Annotated in this window: 28 protein-coding genes; 22 read left to right on the forward strand and 6 right to left on the reverse strand. The window is 53.6% G+C overall.

What is annotated here, in order from left to right; genetic code table 11:
• Window positions 1-4 precede the first annotated feature (4 nt).
• Both lpxB and rnhB read left to right on the forward strand, forming a co-directional pair.
• A complete protein-coding gene (lpxB, locus tag LG204_RS10430) occupies window positions 5-1,141 on the forward strand; it encodes a lipid-A-disaccharide synthase (RefSeq protein ID WP_230337209.1) in 1,137 nt (378 codons plus the stop codon).
• Window positions 1,138-1,704, forward strand: a complete 567-nt coding sequence (gene rnhB / locus LG204_RS10435) for a ribonuclease HII (protein ID WP_230337210.1) — start codon at window positions 1,138-1,140, stop codon at window positions 1,702-1,704. Before lpxB ends, rnhB begins: the two co-directional genes overlap by 4 nt.
• Here the strand turns inward: rnhB and LG204_RS10440 are convergent.
• The 5 genes from LG204_RS10440 to LG204_RS10460 all read right to left on the reverse strand — a co-directional run bounded on the left by LG204_RS10440 (window position 1,701) and on the right by LG204_RS10460 (window position 7,881).
• On the reverse strand, window positions 1,701-2,456 hold the full coding sequence (locus LG204_RS10440) for an SAM-dependent methyltransferase (RefSeq protein ID WP_230337211.1): 756 nt from the start codon (window positions 2,454-2,456) through the stop codon (window positions 1,701-1,703). The genes rnhB and LG204_RS10440 overlap by 4 nt on opposite strands.
• A 4-nt stretch (window positions 2,457-2,460) precedes the next feature.
• Window positions 2,461-3,897, reverse strand: a complete 1,437-nt coding sequence (locus LG204_RS10445; protein ID WP_230337212.1) for a DUF4139 domain-containing protein — start codon at window positions 3,895-3,897, stop codon at window positions 2,461-2,463.
• Window positions 3,898-3,923: 26 nt separating this feature from the next.
• Window positions 3,924-4,505 (reverse strand): Maf family nucleotide pyrophosphatase, encoded by a 582-nt coding sequence (locus tag LG204_RS10450; RefSeq protein ID WP_230337213.1) that lies wholly within the window; start codon window positions 4,503-4,505, stop codon window positions 3,924-3,926.
• Between the two features lie 67 nt (window positions 4,506-4,572).
• Entirely contained in the window at window positions 4,573-6,423 is a 1,851-nt protein-coding gene (gene oadA, locus LG204_RS10455; RefSeq protein ID WP_230337214.1) for a sodium-extruding oxaloacetate decarboxylase subunit alpha, read from the reverse strand.
• 39 nt (window positions 6,424-6,462) lie between these two features.
• Entirely contained in the window at window positions 6,463-7,881 is a 1,419-nt protein-coding gene (locus LG204_RS10460; protein WP_230337215.1) for an acetyl-CoA carboxylase biotin carboxylase subunit, read from the reverse strand.
• Between the two features lie 55 nt (window positions 7,882-7,936).
• On the opposite strand from LG204_RS10460, the gene LG204_RS10465 reads away from it, so the two are divergent.
• The 16 genes from LG204_RS10465 (at window position 7,937) to LG204_RS10540 (ending at window position 20,333) form a co-directional block, all read left to right on the forward strand.
• On the forward strand, window positions 7,937-8,440 hold the full coding sequence (locus tag LG204_RS10465) for a YceD family protein (protein WP_230337216.1): 504 nt from the start codon (window positions 7,937-7,939) through the stop codon (window positions 8,438-8,440).
• Window positions 8,441-8,460: 20 nt separating this feature from the next.
• Window positions 8,461-8,640, forward strand: coding sequence for a 50S ribosomal protein L32 (rpmF, locus tag LG204_RS10470; RefSeq protein WP_015830096.1), 180 nt, complete (start codon window positions 8,461-8,463; stop codon window positions 8,638-8,640).
• Between the two features lie 73 nt (window positions 8,641-8,713).
• Window positions 8,714-9,772 (forward strand): phosphate acyltransferase PlsX, encoded by a 1,059-nt coding sequence (gene plsX / locus LG204_RS10475; RefSeq protein WP_230337217.1) that lies wholly within the window; start codon window positions 8,714-8,716, stop codon window positions 9,770-9,772.
• Complete coding sequence (locus LG204_RS10480; RefSeq protein ID WP_230337218.1) at window positions 9,769-10,722, forward strand: beta-ketoacyl-ACP synthase III; 954 nt, start codon at window positions 9,769-9,771, stop codon at window positions 10,720-10,722. The genes plsX and LG204_RS10480 overlap by 4 nt, the downstream gene beginning before the upstream one ends.
• Before the next feature lie 22 nt (window positions 10,723-10,744).
• On the forward strand, window positions 10,745-11,674 hold the full coding sequence (gene fabD / locus LG204_RS10485) for an ACP S-malonyltransferase (protein WP_230337219.1): 930 nt from the start codon (window positions 10,745-10,747) through the stop codon (window positions 11,672-11,674).
• An 18-nt stretch (window positions 11,675-11,692) separates the two neighbouring features.
• On the forward strand, window positions 11,693-12,433 hold the full coding sequence (gene fabG / locus LG204_RS10490) for a 3-oxoacyl-ACP reductase FabG (protein WP_230337220.1): 741 nt from the start codon (window positions 11,693-11,695) through the stop codon (window positions 12,431-12,433).
• 102 nt (window positions 12,434-12,535) lie between these two features.
• Window positions 12,536-12,772 (forward strand): acyl carrier protein, encoded by a 237-nt coding sequence (gene acpP / locus LG204_RS10495; RefSeq protein WP_013442241.1) that lies wholly within the window; start codon window positions 12,536-12,538, stop codon window positions 12,770-12,772.
• A gap of 49 nt (window positions 12,773-12,821) precedes the next feature.
• Window positions 12,822-14,054: a beta-ketoacyl-ACP synthase II gene (gene fabF, locus LG204_RS10500; RefSeq protein ID WP_230337883.1), complete on the forward strand. Its 1,233-nt coding sequence runs from the start codon at window positions 12,822-12,824 to the stop codon at window positions 14,052-14,054.
• A 321-nt stretch (window positions 14,055-14,375) separates the two neighbouring features.
• Window positions 14,376-15,209: an aminodeoxychorismate lyase gene (gene pabC / locus LG204_RS10505; protein ID WP_230337221.1), complete on the forward strand. Its 834-nt coding sequence runs from the start codon at window positions 14,376-14,378 to the stop codon at window positions 15,207-15,209.
• Window positions 15,196-16,200 (forward strand): endolytic transglycosylase MltG, encoded by a 1,005-nt coding sequence (mltG, locus tag LG204_RS10510; RefSeq protein WP_230337222.1) that lies wholly within the window; start codon window positions 15,196-15,198, stop codon window positions 16,198-16,200. The genes pabC and mltG overlap by 14 nt, the downstream gene beginning before the upstream one ends.
• Entirely contained in the window at window positions 16,190-16,795 is a 606-nt protein-coding gene (gene tmk, locus LG204_RS10515; RefSeq protein WP_230337223.1) for a dTMP kinase, read from the forward strand. Before mltG ends, tmk begins: the two co-directional genes overlap by 11 nt.
• A complete protein-coding gene (gene holB / locus LG204_RS10520; protein ID WP_230337224.1) occupies window positions 16,792-17,814 on the forward strand; it encodes a DNA polymerase III subunit delta' in 1,023 nt (340 codons plus the stop codon). Before tmk ends, holB begins: the two co-directional genes overlap by 4 nt.
• Window positions 17,811-18,191, forward strand: a complete 381-nt coding sequence (locus LG204_RS10525) for a PilZ domain-containing protein (RefSeq protein ID WP_230337225.1) — start codon at window positions 17,811-17,813, stop codon at window positions 18,189-18,191. Before holB ends, LG204_RS10525 begins: the two co-directional genes overlap by 4 nt.
• A 116-nt stretch (window positions 18,192-18,307) precedes the next feature.
• On the forward strand, window positions 18,308-19,084 hold the full coding sequence (locus LG204_RS10530) for a TatD family hydrolase (RefSeq protein ID WP_230337226.1): 777 nt from the start codon (window positions 18,308-18,310) through the stop codon (window positions 19,082-19,084).
• Complete coding sequence (locus tag LG204_RS10535; RefSeq protein WP_230337227.1) at window positions 19,075-19,839, forward strand: MBL fold metallo-hydrolase; 765 nt, start codon at window positions 19,075-19,077, stop codon at window positions 19,837-19,839. Before LG204_RS10530 ends, LG204_RS10535 begins: the two co-directional genes overlap by 10 nt.
• A gap of 80 nt (window positions 19,840-19,919) precedes the next feature.
• Window positions 19,920-20,333, forward strand: a complete 414-nt coding sequence (locus tag LG204_RS10540; RefSeq protein WP_230337228.1) for a hypothetical protein — start codon at window positions 19,920-19,922, stop codon at window positions 20,331-20,333.
• Window positions 20,334-20,396: 63 nt separating this feature from the next.
• On the opposite strand, the gene LG204_RS10545 is transcribed toward LG204_RS10540, so the two are convergent.
• A complete protein-coding gene (locus LG204_RS10545; protein WP_230337229.1) occupies window positions 20,397-21,314 on the reverse strand; it encodes a LysR family transcriptional regulator in 918 nt (305 codons plus the stop codon).
• Window positions 21,315-21,478: 164 nt separating this feature from the next.
• On the opposite strand from LG204_RS10545, the gene LG204_RS10550 reads away from it, so the two are divergent.
• The 4 genes from LG204_RS10550 (at window position 21,479) to LG204_RS10565 (ending at window position 25,830) form a co-directional block, all read left to right on the forward strand.
• Window positions 21,479-22,483, forward strand: coding sequence for an XdhC family protein (locus LG204_RS10550; RefSeq protein ID WP_230337230.1), 1,005 nt, complete (start codon window positions 21,479-21,481; stop codon window positions 22,481-22,483).
• Window positions 22,476-23,093 carry a nucleotidyltransferase family protein gene (locus LG204_RS10555; protein ID WP_230337231.1) on the forward strand — a complete coding sequence of 206 codons (618 nt, stop codon included), beginning with the start codon at window positions 22,476-22,478 and terminating at the stop codon, window positions 23,091-23,093. The genes LG204_RS10550 and LG204_RS10555 overlap by 8 nt, the downstream gene beginning before the upstream one ends.
• A 66-nt stretch (window positions 23,094-23,159) precedes the next feature.
• Window positions 23,160-23,630: a (2Fe-2S)-binding protein gene (locus tag LG204_RS10560; protein WP_230337232.1), complete on the forward strand. Its 471-nt coding sequence runs from the start codon at window positions 23,160-23,162 to the stop codon at window positions 23,628-23,630.
• 1 nt (window position 23,631) lies between these two features.
• On the forward strand, window positions 23,632-25,830 hold the full coding sequence (locus tag LG204_RS10565) for a xanthine dehydrogenase family protein molybdopterin-binding subunit (RefSeq protein WP_230337233.1): 2,199 nt from the start codon (window positions 23,632-23,634) through the stop codon (window positions 25,828-25,830).
• The last annotated feature ends 108 nt before the right edge of the window (window positions 25,831-25,938 follow it).

Genomic DNA, 25,938 nt, shown 5'->3' on the forward strand with positions numbered 1-25,938 from the left:
TAGCATGCCCATCATCGGCATTGTGGCCGGAGAGTCGTCCGGCGATCTTCTTGGCAGTCATTTGATCCGAGCCTTGAAAAAACATAGGCCGGATTTGCAGTTTGTCGGTATTGCAGGGCCTAAAATGCAGGCCGAGGGGGCTCGTACCCTGTTCCCCATGGAGCGCTTATCCATTCGTGGCTACCTGGAAGTCTTGCGTCACTTGCCAGGGCTATTGAAGCTGCGCCGTCAACTTGCCCGAGATATTATTGATGCTCGCCCCGAGCTCTTTATAGGCATTGATGCGCCAGACTTCAACTTTGGCCTTGAACGTAAGCTTAAGCGTCGAGGCATCCCAACGGTTCATTATGTGAGCCCATCCATTTGGGCCTGGCGTCGTGGCAAGATGTCAAAAATCAAACGTGCAGTTTCCCATATGCTGGCGTTGTTTCCCTTTGAGCCCGACCTGTATAAACAGGCGGGTGTCCCTGTAAGTTATGTCGGGCATCCCCTGGCCGATATTTTGCCCTTGGAGCCAGACCAGCAGCAGGCGCGGCTAGATCTCAAGCTCAAAACGGGTCAGGTAGTGATTGCCATGTTGCCCGGCAGCCGTCAGAGTGAAGTGCGCCAGTTGGCCTCTCTGTATGTGCAGACTGCCCGAAAGATGTTGGAACAACAGCCAGACATCCAGTTTGTTGTCCCGCTGATCACCCGTGAAACCCGCCTGATTTTTGAGCAGGCCATTTACGATGAAAAAGCGGAAGAACTGCCGATCAAGATTTTGTTTGGGCATGCCCATATGGCCATGGAGGCTGCAGACGCTGTCATTGTGGCATCTGGTACGGCTACCTTGGAAGCAGCCTTGCTCAAGCGTCCCATGGTCATTACCTATCGCATGCCTTGGCTGAGCTGGCAAATCTTGAAGCGCATGCTTTATCTGCCCTATGTGGGGTTGCCCAATGTGCTGGCCGGCCGCTTTGTCGTTCCAGAGTTGCTGCAGCACAATGCTACGCCGGAAAAACTGTCCGAAGCGACACTGGCGATGGTCAACGATAAAACCCAGATGGAAGAAATCAAAGCCGAATTCACGCGCATTCACCATCTGCTGCGGCAAAATACCGAAGAAAAAGCGGCGCGCGCCATTCTGGCTTGCTTGCCATGAGTGAGCTGATCGTTTGTGGGGTGGATGAAGCCGGGCGGGGGCCTCTGGCTGGGGCCGTTTACGCCGCTGCAGTGATTCTGAATCCTGCCAGGCCTATCCCCGGTTTGGCTGACTCCAAAAAACTTTCCGAGAAAAAGCGTGATGCGTTGACGCTGGAAATCAAACAGCATGCGCTTGCCTGGGCGATTGCCAGCAGTACGGTGGAAGAGATCGATAGCATCAATATTCTACAGGCCAGTCTGCTTGCAATGCGGCGGGCGGTCGAGCAGCTTGCCATTCAGCCGCATAAATTACTGGTGGATGGATTGCATTGCCCCAAAGTTTCAATGCTCACAGAAGCAATTGTGGATGGGGACAGCAAGGTCGAGGCGATTTCTGCGGCTTCCATTCTGGCGAAAACCGCTCGTGACAAAGAGCTGTATGCACTTGATCAACAATATCCTCATTATGGATTTGCCAAGCACAAAGGCTATCCCACGGCAATGCATATGGCCATGCTGATTGAGCACGGTGTCTCGCCTGTGCACCGGCGCAGTTATGCGCCCGTCAGAAAACTGCTCTAACGCGCAACGGCAGCCAGCAACAGGAATACCGTAGGCTGACGCTGGATGTCAGGCAATTCTTGCCGTTTCCATTCAGACACTGTTTTGGTGACAATACGTTCACTCGTCAGGCTTATATTGGTAGCGACGCACAGTCTCGTTGTGCCTTGGCAGTGCGCCAGAATATCTTCCAGCATATGTTGATTGCGGTACGGCGTTTCGATGAAGAGCTGTGTCTGCTGACATTTCTGCGACTCCCGCTCCAATTCCTTCAAGCGTAGAACACGCGCGGCCTTATCGCTGGGCAGATAGCCATGAAAACTGAATCGCTGCCCATCGAGCCCGGATGCCATCAGACTCAACAAGATGGACGAAGGACCTACCAGGGGCACAACCCGAATACCTTTGCGGTGGGCAAGCTCAACCAAGCGAGCCCCCGGGTCTGCAATGCCCGGGCAACCGGCTTCTGACATGATGCCCACATGATGGCCTTGCAACAAAGGTTTCAAGAGGTCGGGCAGGGCTTTTTCTTCAGTGTGCTCATTCAGGGTCAATAGCGTCAGTTCGCGTACCGGCTTATCTGTTTTCATCAGGGATAAAAAGCGCCGCGCGGTTTTTTCATTCTCAACCACAAACGTATCCAGCGTTTTAGCAAGCTTGAGTACTTCAGCTGGCAATGCGCTATCCAGCCGGTCATCCCCCAGCGTGACCGGCAATAGATACAGCGTACCCACGGGAGATGATGCGGCTGAGGAAGAGGAGGTTGTGCTCATGTGATCAGTATTTCACCTGGGTGCGATAGGTGAGTACGGCTTGGCCTTCTGCCGGTATTTGTACCTTCCAGGCGTAGAGGTGGCTATTGAGCTTGTTGCCTGCCTGGCTTTCTTTCAGGATTTTCCAGTCACCGGGAATCGGCTCCTGCACGACGACAGTGACAGCTTCTTTTTTTGCATTGCGCAGGACAATTTCGTAAGCACTTTCTGTGGCCCTGCTGCCTTTGCCGGGATTGGGTAACTGCTTGAAGTCAGTTTGCTTCTTGTCCGCGTTGATATCGAACGCATCACCAAGCTTGAGTCTGACGGTTTCATTGCGCGCGGTATGGTCGACATTGTCTTCGCCAACAAACTGGGCGTTGCCCTGGCGGTCTTTTTTGTACACACGCAGCGTACCCTTGGGTAAGGGCATGCCCAGGCGATCTGCTTCCTTGTTGTCAAATTCGATAAAGACACCGACTTTGAGTTTCTGGCCTATTTCATCGAAGTTTGAACCATAGTAATAATCGGCGCCTTTGAGCAATAGCTCCTTGCGCACAGGTACCTGGCTTGCGCTAAGCAGCGCCACTTGCTTCGACTGGTTTTCGGCGAGTGTAGTAGGGCGATCCAGGCTGTAAAGGTGATACTCCAGCAAGGATTCTTCACTCACCGGAGCGGCGGCATCCACCGCCATTTCCGATCGGGCCATCTTCATTAGCATGGGTCTGGCTTGTGGTGCACGGTGCACATCGCCCGCTACCAGCTGCAGCTTGGCATTGCGATAGGTAGCGCCGCTGGTATTGTTAAGCGTGATCCAGGCTGACAGATCCAGCTTGTCTTCGGTGGCATTCAGTTCGGCGACATAGTCGGCTTTCCAGGATAGGCCACCTGTCAGGTAACTGAGCTCCACAGTTTGGTCGCCAGCCTGCTTGTTACTCAGATGCGTGAGCAGGGTGGGGCGATCACGCAGGTTGGCAGGCACATCCGGGTAGACAATCCGTCCAGCAATACCGGTTTCAATCCGGTTACCAATTTTGAGCACCGCACCGTTATTTGCTGACAGCACTTGCGCTTGCTCGCTGGTCTCCACTCCTGTGGCGGGGTTGACCCGTACGAGTTGTACTGTTTTTCCTACATATTTTTCCAGCAGCTTTTCCGGTGTCAGCAAGTCAAAGTCGAAATTCTGTTCAATAACGTTCAATGTATTGGGTGTGTTCAGGCTGCGCAAAAGGGCTGTTTCCGGGCGCAGCTGAGCGCTCACGTCACGCAAGGTCAGCACACTATTGCCTGTAGGAAGCCTGGTTTTTCGCTGGTCTTTGATGAGGGCAAGGTCATCGTTATAAATGGTGACGGCTACTTGGGTTTGATCCTGCAATGTACTTAGTATTTCTTCTGTATCAGCAGCCAGAACCTGACTGGCAAACAGGCTACTCAGACATAGAGCGAGAACACGGTTTTGCATGAAAATCTCCTTGGGGCTGTGCCCACTTAGATAATGGATAAGCCTTCGTTTTGCAGCATGCTGATGAGGCGGATCAATGGTAACCCGATCAGGGCATTCGGGTCTGCGCCCTCCATACGCGCAATGAGTGCAATGCCCAGCCCCTCTGATTTGGCACTACCAGCACAGTTGTATGGCTGCTCTTTGTGCAGATAGTTTTCAATCTGGGCATCGCTCAGCGCTCTGAACTCTACAATGTAAGGCACAACATCAGCTTGGATGGTGCCGGTGGCGGCATTGTATAAACATAGTGCGCTGTGAAAGGTCACTTCGCGCCCGCGCATGCGTTGTAATTGAACCACCGCATTGGCATGGGTGCCGGGCTTGCCAATTTGCAGCCCATCCAGTGTTGCCACCTGATCGCACCCAATAATCAGGGCTTGCGGATATTGCTCGGCGACTTTGCGCGCCTTTTCTTGAGACAACCTTAAAGCGGTTTGTTCTGGCTGCTCATCCGGCAAAGCGGATTCATCAATGTCGGGTGAGCAGCAGATGAACGGAATATCCAGCCTGGCCAGCAAGTCGCGGCGAAAGGGGGAGGAGGATGCGAGAATCAGTTCGACAGGCATAATTCTTTTACCAATAAAAAAGCCGACAGATATGAAAGCTGCCGGCTTGTTATGGATGACGCTGCGGTTAAGCGGGCTGAATTTCCAGCAAGGACTCATCGGGAGTCACGCTGTCACCCTTGACCACGTGAACGGCGACAACAATCCCGGATTTAGGCGCCTGGATTTCATTTTCCATTTTCATCGCCTCAATCACCAGCACTGCATCCCCGGCATTCACCTGGTCACCAGCCTTGACCTTCACTTCAACGATAGTACCCGGCATGGCTGTTGTTACACACCCGACATGGGAGGGGCGAGGACGGCCAGTCGTGTTGTTTGCAGTGCTGGAGGCCTTTTTACGGCCATTGCCGTTTGTGTTGCCATCGCTGACTTCAATTTCACTGAGGGTTTCTACGACAACTTCTTCCGCCACGCCATCTACGGATACATAGAATGGGCGCTGATCTTCACCAGCATGACCGCTACCCGTCAACTTGATGTGGAAGGTTTCACCGTGCAGGGTCACGTTGAATTCATGCGGAGCATAGCGAGCGGCCGAAGTTGAGGCAGCTTCTTTGGTCAGTAGCGCTTCTGGTTTCAGGGTGCCTGCATTACGTTCCTGTAGGAAGGTCTTGGCCAAGTCAGGGAACATGGCGTAGGTCAGCACATCTTCTTCAGTTTTTGCCAAACCTTCGGATTCGGCGCGCAATTTATCCATTTCAGCATTCAGCAGATCGGCAGGGCGGCAGGTAACGACAGCAGCATCACCTACGGCCAGGTGCTTCACATCAGAATTGACGGTGCTAGGTGCTTTACCATATTGGCCCAGCAAATAGTTTTTCACTTCATTAGTGATGGACTTATAACGTGCGCCGGTCATAACATTCAATACGGCCTGGGTACCCACGATTTGCGAGGTTGGCGTGACCAATGGAGGGAAGCCAAGATCTTCACGCACACGCGGAATTTCTGCCAATACTTCGTCCATACGGTCGAGTGCGCCTTGTTCTTTCAGCTGGTTCGAGAGATTGGATATCATGCCGCCTGGCACCTGATTGACCAGTACCCGGGTATCAACCCCAGTGAACGCGCTTTCGAACTGCCAATATTTTTTGCGAACCTCACGGAAGTAAGCGGCAATTTCTTGCAGCTTGCCCAAGTCAAGGCCGGTGTCGTATTCCGTACCTTGCAATGCAGCAACGATGCTTTCGGTTGTTGGCAAACTCGCGCCTTCAGCAAAGGAGGAAATAGCGCCATCCACAATCGCTACGCCGTTATCAACAGCACGCAGGATGGACATGCTGGCCAGGCCGGAAGTGGCGTGGGCATGGAGGTGAATTGGTAAATTGGTGGCAGCACGTAACTCTTTGACCAGTTCGCCGGTGACTTCAGGCGTCAGCAGGCTGGCCATGTCCTTGATGGCAATGGTGTCACAGCCGAAGGAAGCTAATTCTTTTGCCAGCTCAACGAAATAGGGAATGCCATGCACCGGACTGGTGGTGTAACTGATGGTACCTTCGGCATGCTTGCCAACCTTTTTGACGGCTTCGATAGAGGTGCGCAGATTGCGCAGATCATTCATCGCATCAAAAATACGGAAAACATCAACCCCGTTATCTGCAGACTTTTGCACGAACGCACGAACCACGTCGTCCGAATAATGACGGTAACCCAGAAGATTCTGACCGCGCAGCAGCATTTGAATTGGCGTAGATGGCAAGGCCTTGCGCAAGCTCTTCAGGCGCTCCCAAGGGTCTTCTTTCAGATAACGTACGCATGAATCAAACGTCGCGCCGCCCCATGCTTCCAATGACCAGAAGCCAATGGCATCAAGCTGAGGGCAGATGGGCAGCATGTCTTCGGTGCGCATGCGTGTTGCGATCAATGACTGGTGACCATCGCGTAAAACTACATCAGTAACATATACTTTTGCCATATTCTTAACTTATCGCTTCACTATTAATACGGGTTCTATTTAGATGCCTTCGTGCGCTGCAATGGCGGCTGAGATGGCGGCGGCGATCAATTCGCGTGGTAGCTTGGTCTCGTAATTAATCAGCTCAGGATGGGCTTCAACGAAGCTGGTATCAAACTTGCCACTGCGAAAATCAGGATGATTAAGGATCTCCTGATAGTAAGGGATCGTCGTTTTCACGCCATATACCACCATGTCATTCAGCGAGCGACGGCCACGCTCAATCACGCTTTCCCAATTAAGTGCCCACACAGTAAGCTTGGCACACATCGAGTCATAATAGGGAGGGATAACGTAACCACTGTACATCGCTGCATCCATGCGGACACCAGGGCCGCCAGGGGCATAATAACGCGTGATTTTGCCGAAGCTGGGTAAAAAGTCTTTCTTCGGATCTTCAGCATTGATGCGGAACTCCATTGCAAAACCGCGGTAGTGCACATCCTCTTGCTTGTATTGAAGTTTAAGACCATCCGCAATGCGAATCTGTTCCTGCACAATATCAATACCGGTGATAGTTTCGGTCACGGTATGTTCCACTTGCAGGCGGGTATTCATTTCCATGAAATAAAAGCTGTTGTCCGAATCGAGCAAAAACTCCACGGTCCCGGCATTCTTGTAGCCAACTGCCTTGGCTGCCTTGACGGCGAGCTTGCCGATATACTCGCGTTGCGCATTGCTCAACTGGGGAGATGGTGCAATTTCGATCAATTTCTGGTTGCGGCGCTGAATGGAGCAGTCGCGCTCGAACAAATGAATCACATTGCCATGGCTGTCTGCCATGATCTGTACTTCAATATGCTTTGGATTGACCACGCATTTTTCAAGGAATACTTCAGGCTTGCCAAACGCTTTGCTGGCTTCCGAAATGACGCGGTCATAGTTGCTCAGTAATTCCTTTTCGTCATTACAGCGACGAATGCCACGACCGCCACCACCGTTGGTGGCCTTCAGCATGATGGGGTAACCAATCTTGCTGGCGAGGGCGCGAGCTTCTTCAAGATCGGCCAAGTTGCCATTACTGCCTGGCACGCAAGGGATGCCCGCCTTGATCATGGCATTGCGTGCCTGGATCTTGTCACCCATTTGCCGAATGACTTTTGCATCCGGGCCAATGAATTTGATACCACGGCGTGCACATATTTCGGCTAGTTCAGGATTTTCGGACAAAAAGCCATAGCCTGGATGCAAGGCATCACAGCCTGAAGCAACGGCCAGATTAACAATGTTGTGTGCGTTCAAATAACCTACCACCGGGTCTGAGCCAATGTTATAGGCTTCGTCGGCTTTCTTGACATGTAATGCGTGGCGGTCGGCATCAGAGTAGATGGCGACTGACTTGATTCCCATTTCTGAACATGCGCGAACGATGCGGACTGCAATTTCACCGCGATTAGCTATAAGTATTTTTTTGATCACGCTTTGAGACCTGATTTTTTGACACAGAAACATGCAAATTATATCATGCGCCCCTATGGCTGCACAGAACATCATCAATAGCATTGAGTTTGCGCGAAAAGCGCTTGAAATTCATGGTACAATTTCGGTTTCGCAATTTCCGCGCCTCCAAGATGCCTATGCATCGGCTGATGGCGCGCTGAATTGGCGCTTGCTGGGGAATGTTAACGACGGCAAACCAACACTGCAGTTAAAGGTGTCCGGGGATCTGGGTTTAACATGTCAGCGTTGTCTGGAAGCCATGTCATACAACATCGATATTTCGACTTTGTATTATCTGGTGCCGGATGAGGATGCTATTCCGTCAGAAGAAGAGGATCTCGATGACAGGGATTACCTGGTTGCTGAAACGCATATGCAAGTGTCGGAATTGATAGAGGATGAGGTGTTGCTGGCGATGCCGCTGGCACCCAAGCACGAACAAGAGGATTGTGCCGTAAAAGGCGATCGTCTTGAGCTGGGAAAACCTAATCCATTTGCGGTGTTGCAGGGTTTGAAGCCCGGAAAACACCGGGATTAATTAGTTAACAGGAGTAGATCATGGCAGTTCAACAAAACAAGAAGTCCCCATCGAAGCGCGGTATGCATCGCTCACACGATTTTCTGACTAACCCTCCATTGGCTGTTGAGCCAACGACGGGTGAAACTCACCTGCGTCACCACGTAAGCCCTAGCGGTTACTACCGTGGTCGTAAGGTTCTGCCTGCCAAGGGCGAGTAAGTTAGTATCAAACAGATGCGCCGGTTCTGATAAAGAATCGGCGCTTTGTTTTTATATAAAAGCCAATTAGTACATGGATATCACAGTTGCTGTGGATGCCATGGGCGGCGACCACGGCCCTCATGTCACCGTTCCTGCTGCGCTGCAAGCGTTGAAGCAGGATGCTGAAATCAATATCGTTCTGGTTGGATTAGCCGAGGTAATCGAGGCTGAGCTGACTGCGCATCATGCGAAAGTCGGCCCCCGCTTGCGTATTCATCACGCGAGTGAAGTGGTCACCATGGACGAATCCCCGCAAAGCGCGTTGAAGAATAAAAAAGACTCTTCAATGCGTGTTGCCATCAATCTGGTCAAGAGCGGAGAAGCGCATGCTTGCGTAAGTGCTGGCAATACTGGCGCTCTGATGGCAACCGCTCGTTTCGTGCTGAAAACCTTGCCGGGTATCGACAGGCCCGCTATTGCGGCCACTTTGCCCAGTCGCAAAGGCCTCACCTATATGCTGGATCTTGGTGCCAATGCCGACTGTACCCCAGAGCACCTTCTCCAGTTTGCGATCATGGGTGCCATGCTGGTTTCCTGTGTTGAGCACAAGGAGCGGCCTACGGTTGGCCTGCTTAATATCGGGTCCGAGGATATCAAGGGCAATGAGGTGGTCAAACAGGCTGGTGAGTTGCTGCGGGCGAGCCATCTGAATTTTTATGGCAACATCGAAGGCAACGACATCTACAAGGGCACCACAGACTTGGTCGTTTGTGACGGCTTTGTCGGGAATGTGGCCTTGAAAACCTCTGAAGGGCTGGCTCAGATGATGGGTAGTTTCCTCGGGCAGGAATTCAAGCGCAATTGGCTGACCAAGATGATGGCGCTGGCTGCCATGCCAGTATTGAAGGCATTCAGGAAACGGCTGGATCATCGCCGTTACAATGGCGCCAGCTTCCTCGGTCTGCGCGGTATTGTGGTCAAGAGCCACGGCGGTGCTGACACGTTTGCCTTTTTGCATGCCATACAGGTGGCCAGCGAAGAATCCCGTAGTGGCGTATTGAAGCGCATTACCGAACAGCTGGAAATAGAACATATCAAGCCAGCCGCAGCGGCACAGCTACCTGCTGAGACTACGAAAGAATTAGCATGACATATTCCCGTATCGCCGGAACTGGCAGTTATCTGCCCGAGCGCATACTGACCAATGCGGAGCTTGAGCGCATGGTTGATACCAGTGATGAGTGGATTGTGACGCGCACTGGTATACGCCAGCGCCACATTGCCGCCGACGGCCAATTTACCAGTGATCTGGCTTACGAAGCTGCATTGCGTGCAATAGAAGCTGCTAGCATTACCCATGAAGATATCGATCTGGTCATTGTGGCGACGACCACGCCGGATCGCGTATTCCCCAGCACTGCCTGTCTGGTTCAGGCTCGCCTTGGGCTCGGACCTTGTCCTGCATTTGATATTCAGGCAGTGTGCAGCGGCTTTGTCTATGCGCTGGCAACCGCCGACAACTTTATCAAGTCTGGTGCAGCCAAAACCGCCCTGGTGATTGGCGCAGAAACCATGTCGCGTATTACCGACTGGACGGATCGCAGTAATTGCATTTTATGGGGTGACGGCGCAGGTGCTGTGATCCTTCGTGCTTCTGATGAAGTGGGCATCCTCTCTACGCATCTTCACGCAGATGGTCAGCATGCTCGATTGCTGAATGTGCCGACCGGCGTTTCGCAAAAAGAAGGCAGCAAGACCATTCACATGGAAGGCAATGCTGTTTTCAAGGTGGCGGTTAATACACTGGATGCCATCGTCGATGAAACATTGGAGGCCAATGGCCTGCAAAAGTCCGATGTTGACTGGCTGGTGCCGCACCAGGCCAATATCCGCATTCTCCAATCCACCGCCAAAAAGCTTGGCATGGGCATGGAAAAAGTCGTTGTTACCGTTGATCGCCATGGCAATACTTCGGCGGCCTCTATCCCTCTGGCGCTGGACGTGGCAGTGCGGGATGGCCGTATCAAGCGTGGCGAAACCATTCTGATGGAAGCCTTTGGTGGTGGATTCACCTGGGGTTCTGTATTGATGAAGTTCTAAAAGATAACTCACAGAGATAGACATGACATTTGCATTTTTCTTCCCTGGTCAAGGTTCGCAGTCCGTAGGCATGATGCAGGGCTTTGATGGTCTGGCCCTGATACGCGATACCTTTGTAGAAGCTTCCGATATTCTCGGTGAAGACTTCTGGAAAATGGCCACCGAGCCAAATGACCTGCTGAACCAGACTACGCATACGCAACCCTTGATGTTGACTGCCGGGATTGCCACATGGCGTGCCTGGCAGGCTCAGCATGGCCAAATGCCTGCTGTCATGGCAGGGCATAGCCTCGGTGAATATACCGCCTTGGTTGCTGCAGGGGCACTAAGTTTTGATGCGGCATTGCCATTAGTGCGTTATCGCGCCGAGGTTATGCAAAAAGCGGTTGCCGAAGGCGTAGGTGCTATGGCAGCGGTTCTCGGCTTGAGCGATGACGACGTGCGTGCGGCTTGTTCCGAAGCTGCCCAAGGCCAGGTTGTCGAAGCGGTTAACCTCAACTCCCCAGGTCAGGTGGTGATCGCAGGTCACCGCGAGGCAGTAGAGCGTGCCATGGAAGCGGCTAAAGCCAAGGGCGCCAAACGCGCTATTCTGCTGCCCGTCAGCGTGCCATCTCATTGTGCCCTGATGCAGCCAGCGGCGGCTGAGTTGAAAGACTACCTGCAAGATATCAACATTGCCTCATCGTTGACGCCAGTCATTCACAATGCAGATGTTGAATCCCATGACGATGCAGCCAACATCAAGGATGCCTTGGTTCGTCAGTTATACAGCCCGGTTCGCTGGGTGGAGACTGTCCAGAAGATCAGTCAGCAAGGCATCGTCCACAGCGCAGAATGTGGGCCAGGCAAGGTGCTGGCAGGACTCGCCAAGCGTATCGTCCCTGAGTTGGCCTGTGTGGCACTGATCGGTCAAGCCACGATTGACGAAGCTCAATCTCAATTTAAATCATAATTTATTCAGGAGTTGCAGATGCTTCAGAATCAAATCGCGCTGGTCACTGGCGCTAGCCGTGGTATCGGTGCTGCCATTGCCCAGGCCTTGGGCCGCAATGGGGCTGTTGTAATTGGCACCGCTACCAGTGAAGCTGGCGCTGAACAAATCACCAAGGCGCTGCAAGCTGCAGGCATTAAAGGGCAGGGGATAGCGCTGGATGTCAATAACACCGAGCAGATTGATGCCGTGATTGTGCAGATTGCGGCGTCTTATGGTGACGTTGGCATCCTCGTGAATAATGCAGGTATCACGCGTGACACTTTATTGATGCGCATGAAGGAGGATGACTGGAATGCGGTTATCTCCACCAATCTCTCTTCGGTGTATCGCCTCTCGCAAGCCGTGATGCGCCCGATGATGAAGGCCCGTCAAGGCCGCATCATCAGTATTTCATCTATTGTTGGACACACTGGCAATGCCGGCCAAGTGAACTATGCCGCTGCCAAAGCAGGTGTCAGCGGATTCACCAAGTCACTTGCTGCCGAACTTGGCAGTCGTGGTGTTACTGTGAATTGTGTGGCTCCCGGCTTCATTGATACTGACATGACACGCGAACTCCCCGAAAAAGTGCGGGACGATTTGCTGGGCAAGATTCCTTTGGGCAAGCTGGGTCATGTGGATGATATTGCAGCGGCAGTCGTGTTTTTAGCTTCTCCATCAGCGGCTTATATTACGGGCGAAACCTTGCACGTAAATGGCGGCATGTACATGGCGTGATCGCCAGGTTTTTTGTATCAAGCAGTTTTTTGAATTCCTCGGGACTTTTGCTAGAATAGCCCGAGCTTTTGTAAGCAACATAAACTTGAAAGGGGTATTTAGATGTCTGACATCGAACAACGCGTTAAAAAGATCGTTTCTGAGCAATTGGGTGCAAATGAAGCTGATGTAAAGAATGAGTCTTCCTTTGTAGATGACCTGGGTGCTGATTCGCTCGACACCGTTGAACTCGTGATGGCACTTGAAGAAGAATTTGATTGTGAAATTCCTGATGAAGAAGCAGAGAAGATCACAACCGTTCAGCAAGCGATTGACTACGTCAGCGCCAACCTCAAGTAATTTCCCCATCCATTCTTAAATTCTGGAGTTGCTTTTGTCCAAGCACAATCTGCAGAAGCGCAGAGTTGTCGTGACTGGCCTGGGCGTCGTATCACCGGTTGGTGTCGGTGTTCAGGCGTCCTGGTCTGATCTTCTGGCCGGGAAATCCGGCATCACCAGAATCACCAAGTTTGATCCTAGCCCCTTCGCCTCGCAAATTGCGGGTGAGGTTAAAGGATTCGACGTCTCCCAGTACCTGCCTGCCAAAGAAGCGCGTCGTATGGATACCTTTATCCAGTACGGCATGGCAGCGGGTATTGAGGCAGTGCGTGATTCAGGTATTGAAGTGACTGAAGAAAATGCCGAACGTATCGGTGTTTCGATTGGTTCCGGTATCGGCGGCTTGCAGCTTATTGAAGAGACGGATGAGACGTTCCACGCATCCGGTCCAAGAAAAATTTCGCCGTTCTTTATTCCCGGCACGATTATCAACATGATTTCCGGCAATCTCTCCATTATGTACGGCTTTAAGGGCCCGAACGTGGCGATTGTCACTGCCTGTACCACGGGTACGCACTCTATTGGTGATGCAGCCCGCATGATCGAATACGGCGATGCGGACGTCATGATTGCCGGTGGTGCAGAAGCAGCCATTACGCAATTGGGCGTTGGTGGTTTTGCTGCTGCCCGTGCATTGTCTACACGCAATGACGACCCGGCGACCGCAAGCCGTCCATGGGATCGCGATCGCGATGGCTTCGTGATTGGCGAAGGCGCTGGTGTCATGGTGCTGGAAGAGTACGAGTCTGCCAAGAAACGTGGTGCCAGGATCTATGCCGAGTTGGTCGGCTATGGAATGAGTGCCGATGCATATCATATGACCGCACCCAATATGGATGGTCCTCGTCGTTCCATGCGTAACGCATTGAACAATGCCGGCCTTAATCCAGATCAGGTGCAGTTCATTAATGCACACGGTACCTCAACTCCGCTGGGTGATACCAATGAAACGCATGCGATCAAGGCTGCATTTGGTGACCATGCCAAGAACTTGGTGGTGAATTCCACCAAGTCGATGACTGGTCACTTACTGGGTGGTGCCGGTGGCTTGGAATCGGTATTCACGGTTCTTTCCATCCATCATCAGGTATCGCCTCCCACTATTAACATCTTTAATCAGGATCCTGAATGTGATCTCGATTATTGCGCCAATGAGGCGCGTGATCTGAAGATTGATGTGGCGCTGAAAAACAACTTCGGCTTCGGTGGTACCAACGGTTCGCTGGTGTTTGCCAAAATCTGATCTCGCGATCAGGCTTGTATTACGCTCAAAACTGTGCATGGCCTTGATGGTTATGCACAGTTTTGTTGCATTTGACAGTCCCATGACAAAACACAAGACTCGGGATTGTTTTGTTTTTTCAAGTTTTTGATTTTTATACTAAATTTTTTTAGTGCTCTTTTTGAGGCAAAATCAAAAAATCTAATGCCCAGCAGGACTTAGCGGCATTATCCAGCAATCTTCCACAAATCTATCCACAGCTTTTGTGAATGCAAGACTCCTTTGTAATGACGTCAACATGCTTTAGGATAACGGTGTTTTTAACGAGCACATGAGCGCCCGATGACGTATCCCTTGCCGACACTGGTAAATGGTCGGCCCGACGCATTGATATCGCCTGTAGACCGCGGCCTGGCTTATGGCGATGGCGTATTTCGAACCTTGCCTGTTATCCATGGCAAACCTCAGGTATGGGCTTTGCATTATGCCAAGCTTAGCGAAGACTGCTTCCGATTAAGCTTGTCTTGCCCCTCAGCCAGCATTCTGCTGGAGGATATTCAGCAGCTTTATGCTGATCATGGAACTGGCGCTGCGAAAATCATCATCAGTCGTGGGGCAGGGGGGCGGGGCTATGCCATCAATCCCGAGATGCAATCCACCCGTATCGTCATGCGTACCGCCATGCCGACTTACCCGGCACATTATGGGGAAGCTGGGGTTTATCTGACGCTGTGCAACTTGCGCTTGGCCCACCAGCCAAGACTGGCTGGCATAAAGCATCTCAATCGGCTTGAAAATGTACTGGCCCGCATGGAGTGGCAAGACCCAGATATTTTTGACGGTGTGCTCCTTGATCAGCAGGGGTTTGTGATCGAAGGCACCATGTCCAACGTTCTGCTTCGATTTGGCTCCCGCTTGTTGACGCCAGACTTGAGAAACTGTGGGGTAGCGGGCGTCACCCGTGATCGCATTCTGCAATTGGCGCCTTCGCTAGGCATGCAAGCAGGGGTGGCGGACATTTCGCTGGATCAAATGGTGCAAGCGGATGAGATCATCATTTGCAACAGCCTGTTTGGTGCATGGCAAGTAACGCGCTTCAACGGAAAAATCTGGCAGCCTCAGCAACTGGCTGAGCAGTTAAGGTATTTATTGCAGGAACAACATGAAATTGATTAGGACTTTACTGTTACTTGCATGCCTGGGGCTGCTGGCGGCAGGGGCATGGCTATATTTCTACAGCACGACGCCGTTGGAGGCCCGTACCACCACAGAGGATGTCTCTTTGAAGGCGGGCAGCAGCTTGCGTAGCGTCGGGCTTCAACTGGTGCAGCAGGGCGTGCTGCAGGAGCCTTGGAGCTTTGAAGTGCTGGTGCGTCTTTTTGGCAAGGCGGGCGACATCAAGGCCGGAAATTATCAGATTGCGGCGGGTACCACGCCCTATCAATTGCTGGTTACCTTGACTAATGGCAATACCACGCAGGCCAGCATTACCTTTATTGAGGGGTGGACCTTTCAGCAAATGCGGGCAGCGCTCAATGCCCATGAATCCGTGCGCCATATGACCATGGCATTTACCGATCAGCAAATACTGGCTGAAGTTGGCGCCACCGAAGAGATTGCTGAAGGTTTATTCTTCCCGGATACCTACTACTTCACGCCGCAATCGAGTGACAAAGACATCCTCAAGCGGGCTTACACCACCATGCAGCAAAAGCTCGCCACCGCTTGGGTCGGGCGGGACGCGGGTTTACCTTATGCAACGCCATACCAGGCCTTGATCATGGCTTCTATTATTGAAAAGGAAACCGGTCGTGCTGTTGAACGTCCGCAAATTGCGGGCGTTTTTCTCAACCGCCTGCGCCTGGGCATGCGCCTGCAAACCGACCCTACCGTTATTTATGGCGTTGGTGAGCGGTTTGATGGCAATCTGCGTAAAAAAGACTTGCTGCTGGATACCCCATACAATACCTATACACGGGCTGGTTTGCCCCCCACGCCGATTGCCATGCCAGGTCTGGGCGCGATTGAAGCTGCACTGCACCCCATGAAAACACGCGCATTGTATTTCGTCGGCAAGGGCGATGGCAGTCATGCATTTTCTTCCACTCTGGCGGAACACAACCGTGCGGTGGTGCAGTATCAATTGAGGCCCAATCGTGCGCGGTAAATTCATCACACTTGAAGGCATGGATGGTGCGGGCAAAAGCACGCATATCCCGGATATCCTGACGCAATTGCAGGCGCGCGGCGTGGAGGTGGTGTCCACGCGCGAGCCGGGCGGTACAGAGTTGGGCGAGCAGCTGCGTGAAGTCCTGCTGCATACCCCCATGGCGGCTGAAACTGAAAGCCTGCTCATGTTTGCCGCACGTCAGGAGCATCTGTCCACGGTCATCCTGCCTGCGTTGGAACGCGGTGCCTATGTCTTGTCCGACCGCTTTACCGACGCTTCATTTGCATACCAGCATGGTGGCAGAGGGCTGGCCGCCGAACGCATTGCCCAGCTCGAGCAATGGGTGCAACAAGGGTTGCAGCCTGACCTGACCTTGCTGTTTGATGTGCCAGTGGAAGTCAGCGTGCAAAGGCTGGCCGCGGCCCGCACGCCAGATAAGTTTGAACGCGAATCTGCTGATTTTTTCCGGCGTATTCGCAGCGCCTATCTGGCGCGTGCGCAGCAATTTCCACAACGCTTCCGGATCATTGATTCCAACCAGCCGCTGGATCAGGTCAAGCTGGCCGTCAGCGCGGCATTGAGCGGGTTATGAGTCAGGAATCCACGATCTTTCCCTGGCAACAGGCGGTGTGGGCGGGCTTGATCGCCCAGAAGAAAACCCTGCCACATGCCATGCTGCTGCGTGGCCCTGCAGGCATAGGCAAGCTTCAGTTCGCGCAAGCACTGAGCAAGGCCTTGCTGTGCCAGCAGCCGCAAGCAGATGGTCATGCCTGTGGCGTTTGTGCGAGTTGTGGATGGTTTGCCCAAGGCAGCCACCCGGATTTTCGTCTGCTGGCGCCCGAGCAGGATCAAGCTGATGAGGACTCATCAGCGCCTGCCAAGACCACCTCAAAAAAAACACAGATATCCGTCGCACAGGTACGCGAGCTGGGTGGGTTCCTTGAATTATCCAGCCATCACAACGATGGCGTGCGCATCGCGCTGATATGTCCTGCTGAGGGGCTGAATATAGCCTCTGCCAATGCCTTGCTGAAAATGCTGGAAGAGCCGCCACCGGGCGTTGTATTCCTGTTGGTGGCCCATCAGCCCCAACGTTTGCTGCCGACCATTACCAGCCGCTGTCGCAAGGTCGATATGCCCGTGCCGGACATGCAGGGCGCTCTTGCTTGGCTAGGCGGGCAGGGCGTAGAGCAAGCAGTGGTCAGATTGGCATACGCGGGTGGTTCGCCGATGGTGGCACGTGATCAGGCCGAAGGCAGCAAGCCGCTGGAGTTGATACTGAATCAACTGGCCCGCGGGGCTGGTGCCGATGCTTACTCTCTGGTAACCATGCTTAATGCCCTGGGAATGGCGGAAGCCATGCGGGTATTGCAAAAATGGCTTTATGACTTGCTTGCCTGCCGGTTTGCTGTGCAGGCGCGATACCACATCCTGCACAATGCCGCTTTGCAAGGCTTGGCCAAAAGCGTAGACTTGGCTCAAATGCTTGAATTACAGCGTAAACTTGACGATGCCTACCGCAGTGCGACGCATCCATTGAACAATGAGCTGCAACTGGAAAGCCTGATGTTGCAGTATGTGCAGTTATTTTCCGTCAAAACCAGAACATGAGTACTAGCGCGCTCCCTAATGACCCCTTGATCAGCTCCCCCGCCAAGCCCGGGGTGTTGTCACTGGCTATAAAGGAAAAGGCAGCGCTCTACGCCTCGTATATGCCGTTCATCAAAGGCGGTGGCTTGTTCATTCCCACCAATAAACCTTATCGTATCGGGGATGAAGTCTTCATGCTGCTCAGCCTGCTGGATGATCCGATCAAGCTGAAAGTCGTGGGCCATGTGGTATGGATTACACCCGTGACACAAGGTAGCCGCCCGCAAGGAATTGGTGTCCGTTTTAGTGAAAAAGACGGCGGCATTGAGGTCAAGAACAAGATTGAAGGGTTACTGGGTGGTGCCATGAAATCCCCGCGGCCCACTTACACCATGTAGGTTGATGCCAGGTGAAGTGAAACCATATTCACCCTCAACGTATTCGTTTTATGTCGCAGCTTGTCCTGCGTATTGTTGTTAACCCGGCATGTTTGCCGTTATTGTGAATAATCTCCATGCTTGTCGACTCCCACTGCCATATCAATTTTCCTGACCTTGCCCGCAATATGCCCGCGCTGCGTGCCGCGATGGCTGAAAATGCAGTTGGCCATGCCCTGTGTGTTTCCGTCACCTTGAAAGATTTCCCCGCCGTGCTGGCAGTGGCAGAAGCCCATGACAACATCTTCGCATCGGTCGGCGTGCACCCAGACTATGAAGATGAGCCATTTTTCACTGCAGAAGATCTGGTCAGGCTGGCGCAGCACCCCAAGGTGATTGCCATCGGCGAGACCGGGCTGGATTACTTTCGCCTCACTGGCGATCTTGAGTGGCAGCGGGAACGCTTCCGCACCCATATCCGCGCGGCCATCGCCGCGGATCGGCCCTTGATCATCCATACGCGATCTGCGGCTGAAGACACCATACGCATCATGCGGGAAGAGGGCGCTGAGCGTATCGGCGGCGTCATGCATTGCTTTACTGAAAGCCAGGAAGTGGCTGAGCAGGCGATGGCGCTCGGCTTTTATATTTCTTTCTCCGGTATCGTGACTTTCAAGAACGCTGGCGCGCTGAAAGAAGTGGCGCGTCAAATCCCACTTGATCGTGTGCTGGTCGAGACGGACTCGCCTTACCTCGCCCCCATTCCGTTTCGTGGCAAAACCAATCAGCCTGCCTATGTGAAGCATGTGGCAGAAGAGGTGGCACATCTGCGTGGCATCTCGCTGGATGAACTCTCCGAGGCAACCACCCGTAATTTCTTCACCCTGTTCAGGCAGGCGCGTCCATGCAGCTGACCATGCTGGGTGTAGGCTCCAGCGCCGGCACGCCGGTAGTGGGCTGCCAATGTGCGACCTGCCGCTCAAGTGATGTGCGCAACAAGCGCACTCGCTGCTCCTCGGCTATTACCTTTCCTGCAAGTGAAGTGGTGCTGATTGATACCGGGCCGGACCTGCGTTTCCAGGCGCTACGAGAAGGCCTCAATCGCGTGGATGCGGTGCTCTATACGCATACGCATGCGGATCACTTGCACGGCATTGATGATCTGCGTGCGTTCTGCCAGATACAACGAAAACAAATTCCGCTCTACGCCAAAGCAGATGCTCTGACGCATATCGCCGACAAGTTTGGCTATACCATCCGCGAGCCGAGTGATTTCTGGGATTTGCCCGTACTGGGGCTCAATGAAGTAAAAGCACCATTTCAACTCTTCGGTCAGACCGTGACACCGATTCCAGTTAAGCATGGCTATAGCGATATCCTGGGCTTTCGCATCGGTAATCTGGCCTACCTGACCGATGTATCCGAAATCCCGGAAACCTCGCTTGCCTTGCTACAGGGGCTGGAATTTCTTCTGCTCGATTGCCTGCGTTACAAGCCGCACTACACGCATATCAACCTGGAACAAAGCCTCGAATATGCCGCCAGAATTGCGGCGGGCAATACCTATCTGATCCACATGACACACGAAATGGAATATACAGCGGTGACTGCTCTGCTGCCGCCGAATGTGCATGTCGGCTATGACGGTTTGCAATTACAATTTGAATGAACATGTAGTGAAACTATCCTGCTGCATGTGCTGCCTAAAAGTGCGATAATCGCCCCCTCAAACGTGTATCGGAACTCACTATGCAACTGAATACCATGCAATTGAACAAGACTTTTTCTGCCTCTGTGCTGCTGGCTGCGTTACTTGCCGTGGCTGCATTGCCTGCCATGGCTGCTGACACCGCGCCTGCCAAGGCAGCTACTGCAAAAAAAGGTAATTATTCAGAAACCGATTTCTTGCGTGCATTCAGCGGCAAGTCTCGCCAAGTGGTGACAGAGCGCCTGGGCAAGCCCGTGAAAAAAGAACAATCCGTCATGCCATCCAACGCCGGTGGCGTTGTGGGCAAGCAGCTCGATACCTCTAAGCCGGTTAATGTGGAAATGTGGTACTACAACAACCTGGTGGAATACTCCCCTAAAAAGACCTACAAGGTCACCGAGCTTACGTTCGTGAATGACCGTTGCATGAACATCGCTTTCTTCAACAATCGTTGATTTTTGCATGTTCAACAAAAAGGCTGCTTTGAGCAGCCTTTTTTATTGGGCCTTGAAAAGGCATTACAGCGTGGTCGGGAATACCAACTCATTGGCCAGCTGCTCTGCCAGGTAATCAAACACAATACGTACCCGAGGAGCGACCGGCCCACGTTGCGGTCGGTAGACATACAAGGTCCAGGGTTCGACGGTATAGTCCTCCAGCAGGGGGATCAAACGTCCCTCGCGTATGTATGGAATCGCCATACAACTCCCAATCTGGCCTATGCCTATCCCATCCAGCACTGCCTGTATTTCCAGTTGTGAGTCATTGGTCAGCAACACCTGGTTATTGATCTGTAACTGCTGGCCTCGCGCAAACATCCATGGCCAGGCCCGGCCACTGCTGGGGGCAATGAGCCCCGTGGTGGGCATATGGAGCAAATCCTGCGGCGTTAATGGTTTGCCTATGCGTTTAATCAGCGCCGGGGATGCCACATTCCAAAAGGCCACCAGGCTTGCCGCTTTGGCAATAAACCCATTGTCTTTAAGCGTGGCACCCACCCGTATGCCGATGTCGATCTGCTCATCAATGACGTCCGCAATATTGTCTGACAAACGAATATCAAACTGAATGCCGGGATAAGAGGATGAGAGGTCACGCAATAAAGGGAGTATGAAGGTGCGCCCTATACCCATGGGCACCGTGATGCGCACCAGCCCGCCAAATTCACTAGGTTTGCTGCCAGCGCCGGGAGTAAACAGATTATCGACATCGGCTAGCGCTTTTCTGGCTTCAAGAGCAAAGCCACGACCGAACTCGGTGATGCGGATTTGCCGCGTATTGCGGTGGAATAGCAGCTCGCCCAGAGCATACTCAAGATCCTTGATCGCGCGTGTTACCGCTTGCGGCGATATTCCCAGTCGCAAGGCAGCTTCCTTGAAACTGCTGGCATCCGCAGCGCCACAAAATATCCGCATCATTTCCAGTTTGTTCGACATGCGTGAATTCCTGATGGTAATGCTTGGCATTATTCCACAATATGGAATTCTAAAATCATGACTGTGTCATTTATCCTGAAGTCCCAAGCAGGCATAATGAAATTCTTACACGCAAGTTCGTTGTATATCTTGTCTTCACACCTATGCCATTAGCGGGGAGCGCCATGGATAGCGTCGATTTTTCAGTATTCACCACGGCCCTTGAGTGGGCTCGACAAAAGCAGCCATTGTGGCTCATGACCGTGGTTGAAACTTTTGGCTCCAGCCCAAGGCCCATAGGGGCCATGCTGGTTTTACGCGCGGATGGCCTGGTGGTCGGCTCAGTTTCCGGTGGCTGTATCGAAGACGATCTCGCCGATAAGGCGCGCCTCGGTCAACTTTCTCAACATCAGGCAGAAGTGCTCACCTATGGCGTAACGACTGAAGAGGCGCGCCGTTTTGGCTTGCCCTGCGGTGGTGTGCTCAGAGTACTTGCCGAGCCCATACGTGATGATCGCTGGTTGCAGCAAGTCCAGAGCCTGGTGGCTGAGCATCGTCTGGTATCCCGCACCTTGGCGCTGGATACCCTGAATGTGGTGGTGAGCGATGCCGCCCCTGATAGCCGGTTGCAGCTCAATACTACCCACTTGACCACGGTGCACGGCCCCCGCTGGCGCATGCTGATCATTGGCGCCGGGCAAACCTCGGTCTATCTCGCACAAATGGCGCAAGCGCTGGATTACGAAGTGATTGTGTGTGATCCGCGAGAAGAATTCAGGCAGACGTGGGCGGTGCCGGGTACGCACATCATTGGCGATATGCCGGACGATGCCATTTTGACGCAGCAAGTGGATAGCCGTACCGCCGTGATTGCGCTGACCCATGATCCCAAGCTGGATGACATGGCCTTGCTGGAAGCATTGAAGTCGCCGGCATTTTACGTGGGGGCGCTAGGTTCGCACCGCACCAACCAGCAACGCCGCGAGCGTCTGGCTTTGTTTGATCTCACACCTGAAGAAATTGACCGTCTGCATGGGCCGGTGGGTCTCAGCATAGGCAGCCGCACACCGCCGGAGATCGCCGTCGCGATAGTGGCCCACCTGGTGTCCGTTCGTAATCATCCCCAATTCAATGCCGCGTCGTTTGAACAGGCAGCGCTCAAGCAGCATGCCCCAAATCAGCATGCATAAAATCAGCGCGATTGTGTTGGCCGCTGGCATGTCCTCCCGGTTTGGCGGACCCAAGCTGATGCAGCCGCTGACTGGTGAAGGTGACTCCATGTGCTTGCTTTCACATGCTTTGCAGCCATGGCTGGCCAGCTTCTCCAGAGTCCATGTGGTGGTTCCCACCGAGCATATGGCCTTGCAGGCACAGGTCGAGGATGAGCTTGATATAGCCGATCACATTGACTGGCTGGCATGCGATCAGTCAGCTTTAGGCATGGGGCATAGTCTGGCTTTTGGCGTGGCGCAAACTCAGCATGCCAGAGGTTGGCTAATCGGCCTGGGAGATATGCCGGACATACAAGCCAGCACCTTGCAATTACTGGCAGCCAGCCTTGCCAGTGGCAACGCCATGGTCGCGCCTGCGTATGCCGGCAAGCGTGGACACCCCGTCGGGTTTGCTGCGCAGTTCCGCCAGTCGTTAATGGCGTGCATGGGTGATCAGGGCGCCAGAAAGATTTTGCAGGGCCATGCGGACCAACTGGTGACGCTTGATGTCGACGACAGCGGCGTGCTGTTTGATATTGATACCGTGGCTGACTGGCAGCGGCGCATGCTGGCTGTTGCCTCTCCGTAGTATTTGCCCAGAACAGATGTTTAATTTTCCCGCTTTGATTTTTAACTTTAACAAGATGAGGTAACCATGATCACCTTGAATGTAAACGGCGACCAGCACGATCTGGACGTGACCGATGACACCCCCATTCTCTGGGCTTTGCGCGATGTAGTCGGCCTGACTGGCACCAAGTTCGGGTGTGGCATGTCGCTTTGCGGTGCCTGTACCGTGCATCTCGATGGCAAACCCATACGCTCATGCGTAACGCCGTTATCTGCAGCCAGTGGCAAGGAAATCACCACGATTGAAGGCATAGGCGCCAGTGAACTTGGCAAACGCGTGCAGGATGCCTGGATTGAACAGGAAGTGGTGCAATGCGGCTACTGCCAGTCCGGCCAGATCATGTCCGCCGTTGCCTTGCTGAAGGAAAACGCGGCACCATCTGATCAGGACATCGACAATGCCATGTCCGGCAATATCTGCCGCTGCGCCACCTATGCTCGCATTCGTTCTGCCATCAAGCTGGCTGCTGGCCAGCCTGCCGCCAAGGAGGCGTAACATGCACATGCTGCCAGAAACGCAAACAGCCGACACAACCGCACGCGGTGATGTCAGCCGCCGTGATTTTCTTAAACTTTCTTCCGGCCTGGGCATAGGCCTGCTATTGGAATTCAGCCTGCTCGGCACCGCCTGCAGCAAGCTGGGCATTGGCAGCAAGCAGGAATTCACGCCCAATGCCTTTATTCACATCGATCAGGATGGCGTCGTGACCATCGTCGCGCACAAGGTGGAAATGGGGCAGGGGACGTATACCTCCATGCCCATGCTGATCGCCGAAGAGCTTGAAGTCGACGTCAGCAAGGTCAAGCTGCAACACGCACCACCCGATGACAAAGCCTATGGCGATGCTTTGCTGGGCGCGCAGATTACCGGTGGCTCCACCTCCGTGCGCGGTGCCTGGAAGCCCTTGCGTGAAGCAGGCGCCCGTGCACGCATGATGCTGATACAAGTGGCCGCAGATGAATGGAAAGTCCGCCCCGAGACCTGCTATGCCGAAAATGGCGAAGTCGTCCATCAGCCGACGGGGCGTCGCGTGCCGTATGGTGATCTGGTGGAGAAAGCCGCGCGCCTGCCCGCACCCACTGCCGTTACGCTCAAGGACCCCAAGGATTTCAAGATCATCGGCAAGCCTGTGCATCGCCTGGATGCGCCGTCCAAGGTGAATGGTACCGCCGAGTTTGGTATTGACGTCAAAGTGCCGGACATGAAAATCGCCACCGTCAGTGCCAGCCCGGTATTTGGCGGCAAGCTGGTGTCAGTCGATGACAGCGAAGCCAAAAAGATCCAAGGCTTTCAGCAGGTGATCAAGCTGGACAATGCCGTGGCCGTGATTGCCGACCACATGTGGGCTGCCAAGCAGGGTCTGGCTGCGCTGAAAATCACTTGGGATGATGGCGAACACGCCGGTTTCTCCAGCACCAGCCTGCGCGCAGATATTGCCAAGGCATCTGAAGCCAAGGGCGCTGTTGCCAAAAAGACGGGCAATGCCCCTGGCATCATCGCCGCTGCCGACAAGAAGCTGGAAGCGGTTTATGAACTGCCATTCCTGGCGCATGCCACCATGGAACCCATCAATTGCACTGTGCACGTTCAGGACGATGGTTGCGATATCTGGGTAGGCACGCAAGTACCCGTGGTGGCGCAGATGGTGGCTGCCCAATTGACGGGTCTGGCGCAAGACAAGGTGCGCATTCATAACCATCTCCTGGGCGGTGGCTTTGGCCGTCGGCTGGAAGTCGACTCCGTAGCGCAAGCCGTGTTGATTGCCAAGCAAGTCAACTTCCCGGTCAAGGTCGTATGGAGTCGTGAAGAAGATATCCAGCACGATATGTATCGTCCGTATTACTACGACCGTATTTCGGCCGCCATCGATGAGCATGGCAATCCGGAAGCCTGGCAGCATCACATCACCGGCTCATCCATCATGGCGCGCTTCTTCCCCGCAGCCGTGAAGGATGGCGTAGACCCGGATGCCGTCGAGGGCGCGACCGATCTGCAATATGCCGTGCCGAATGTGTATGTCGATTACGTGCGCCACGAGCCCCCCTTGCCAACCGCTTTCTGGCGCGGCGTGGGCCCTACCCATAATATTTTTGTGGTGGAGAGCTTTATTGACGAGCTGGCCGCGCATGCAGGCAAGGATCCGGTGGAGTATCGCCTCGCTTTGCTGAAAAACGCCCCGCGCGCCAAAGCGGTACTGGAGATGGCGGCAGAAAAAGCCAACTGGTTCAGCCCGCTGTCAGCCCCCGCCAAGGGCAAGGCTGGTAAAGGCGTCTCGGTGCTGTTTGCCTTTGGCACCTATATTGCGCAGGTGGTGGAGCTGGAAGTCGATGCCGATCAGCAGGTGCGAGTGAAAAAGGTGGTCTGCGTGGTGGACTGCGGCTACACCGTGAACCCTGACACCGTGCGTGCCCAGATGGAAGGCGGCATCATGTTTGGCATTACCGGTGCGCTGTGGGGTGAAATCCACTTTGATCAGGGCCGTGTGCAGGAAAGCAACTTCCATAACTACCGCATGATGCGCATGAACGAAGCGCCGGTGGTCGAGGTACATCTCGTGCCCAGCCAGGAAAACCCGGGCGGTATCGGCGAGCCAGGCACCTCTGCTGTGATGCCTGCGGTGGCGAATGCCGTGTTTGCCGCTACCGGCAAGCGTGTACGCAAGCTGCCGATTGCCACGGCACTCACCACCGCCTGAGCCCGCAGGCAAGTCTGAATCCCAGGCGTTCCCATTTCATATGGGGCAGCCTGGGTAACCTGGCAGCTTTGCAACTCTGGTGTATGGTCATTGAAGAGGCCGACCTTA

The sequence above is a fragment of the Methylovorus menthalis genome, assembly GCF_020523625.1.
GTDB classification, from domain to species: domain Bacteria; phylum Pseudomonadota; class Gammaproteobacteria; order Burkholderiales; family Methylophilaceae; genus Methylovorus; species Methylovorus menthalis.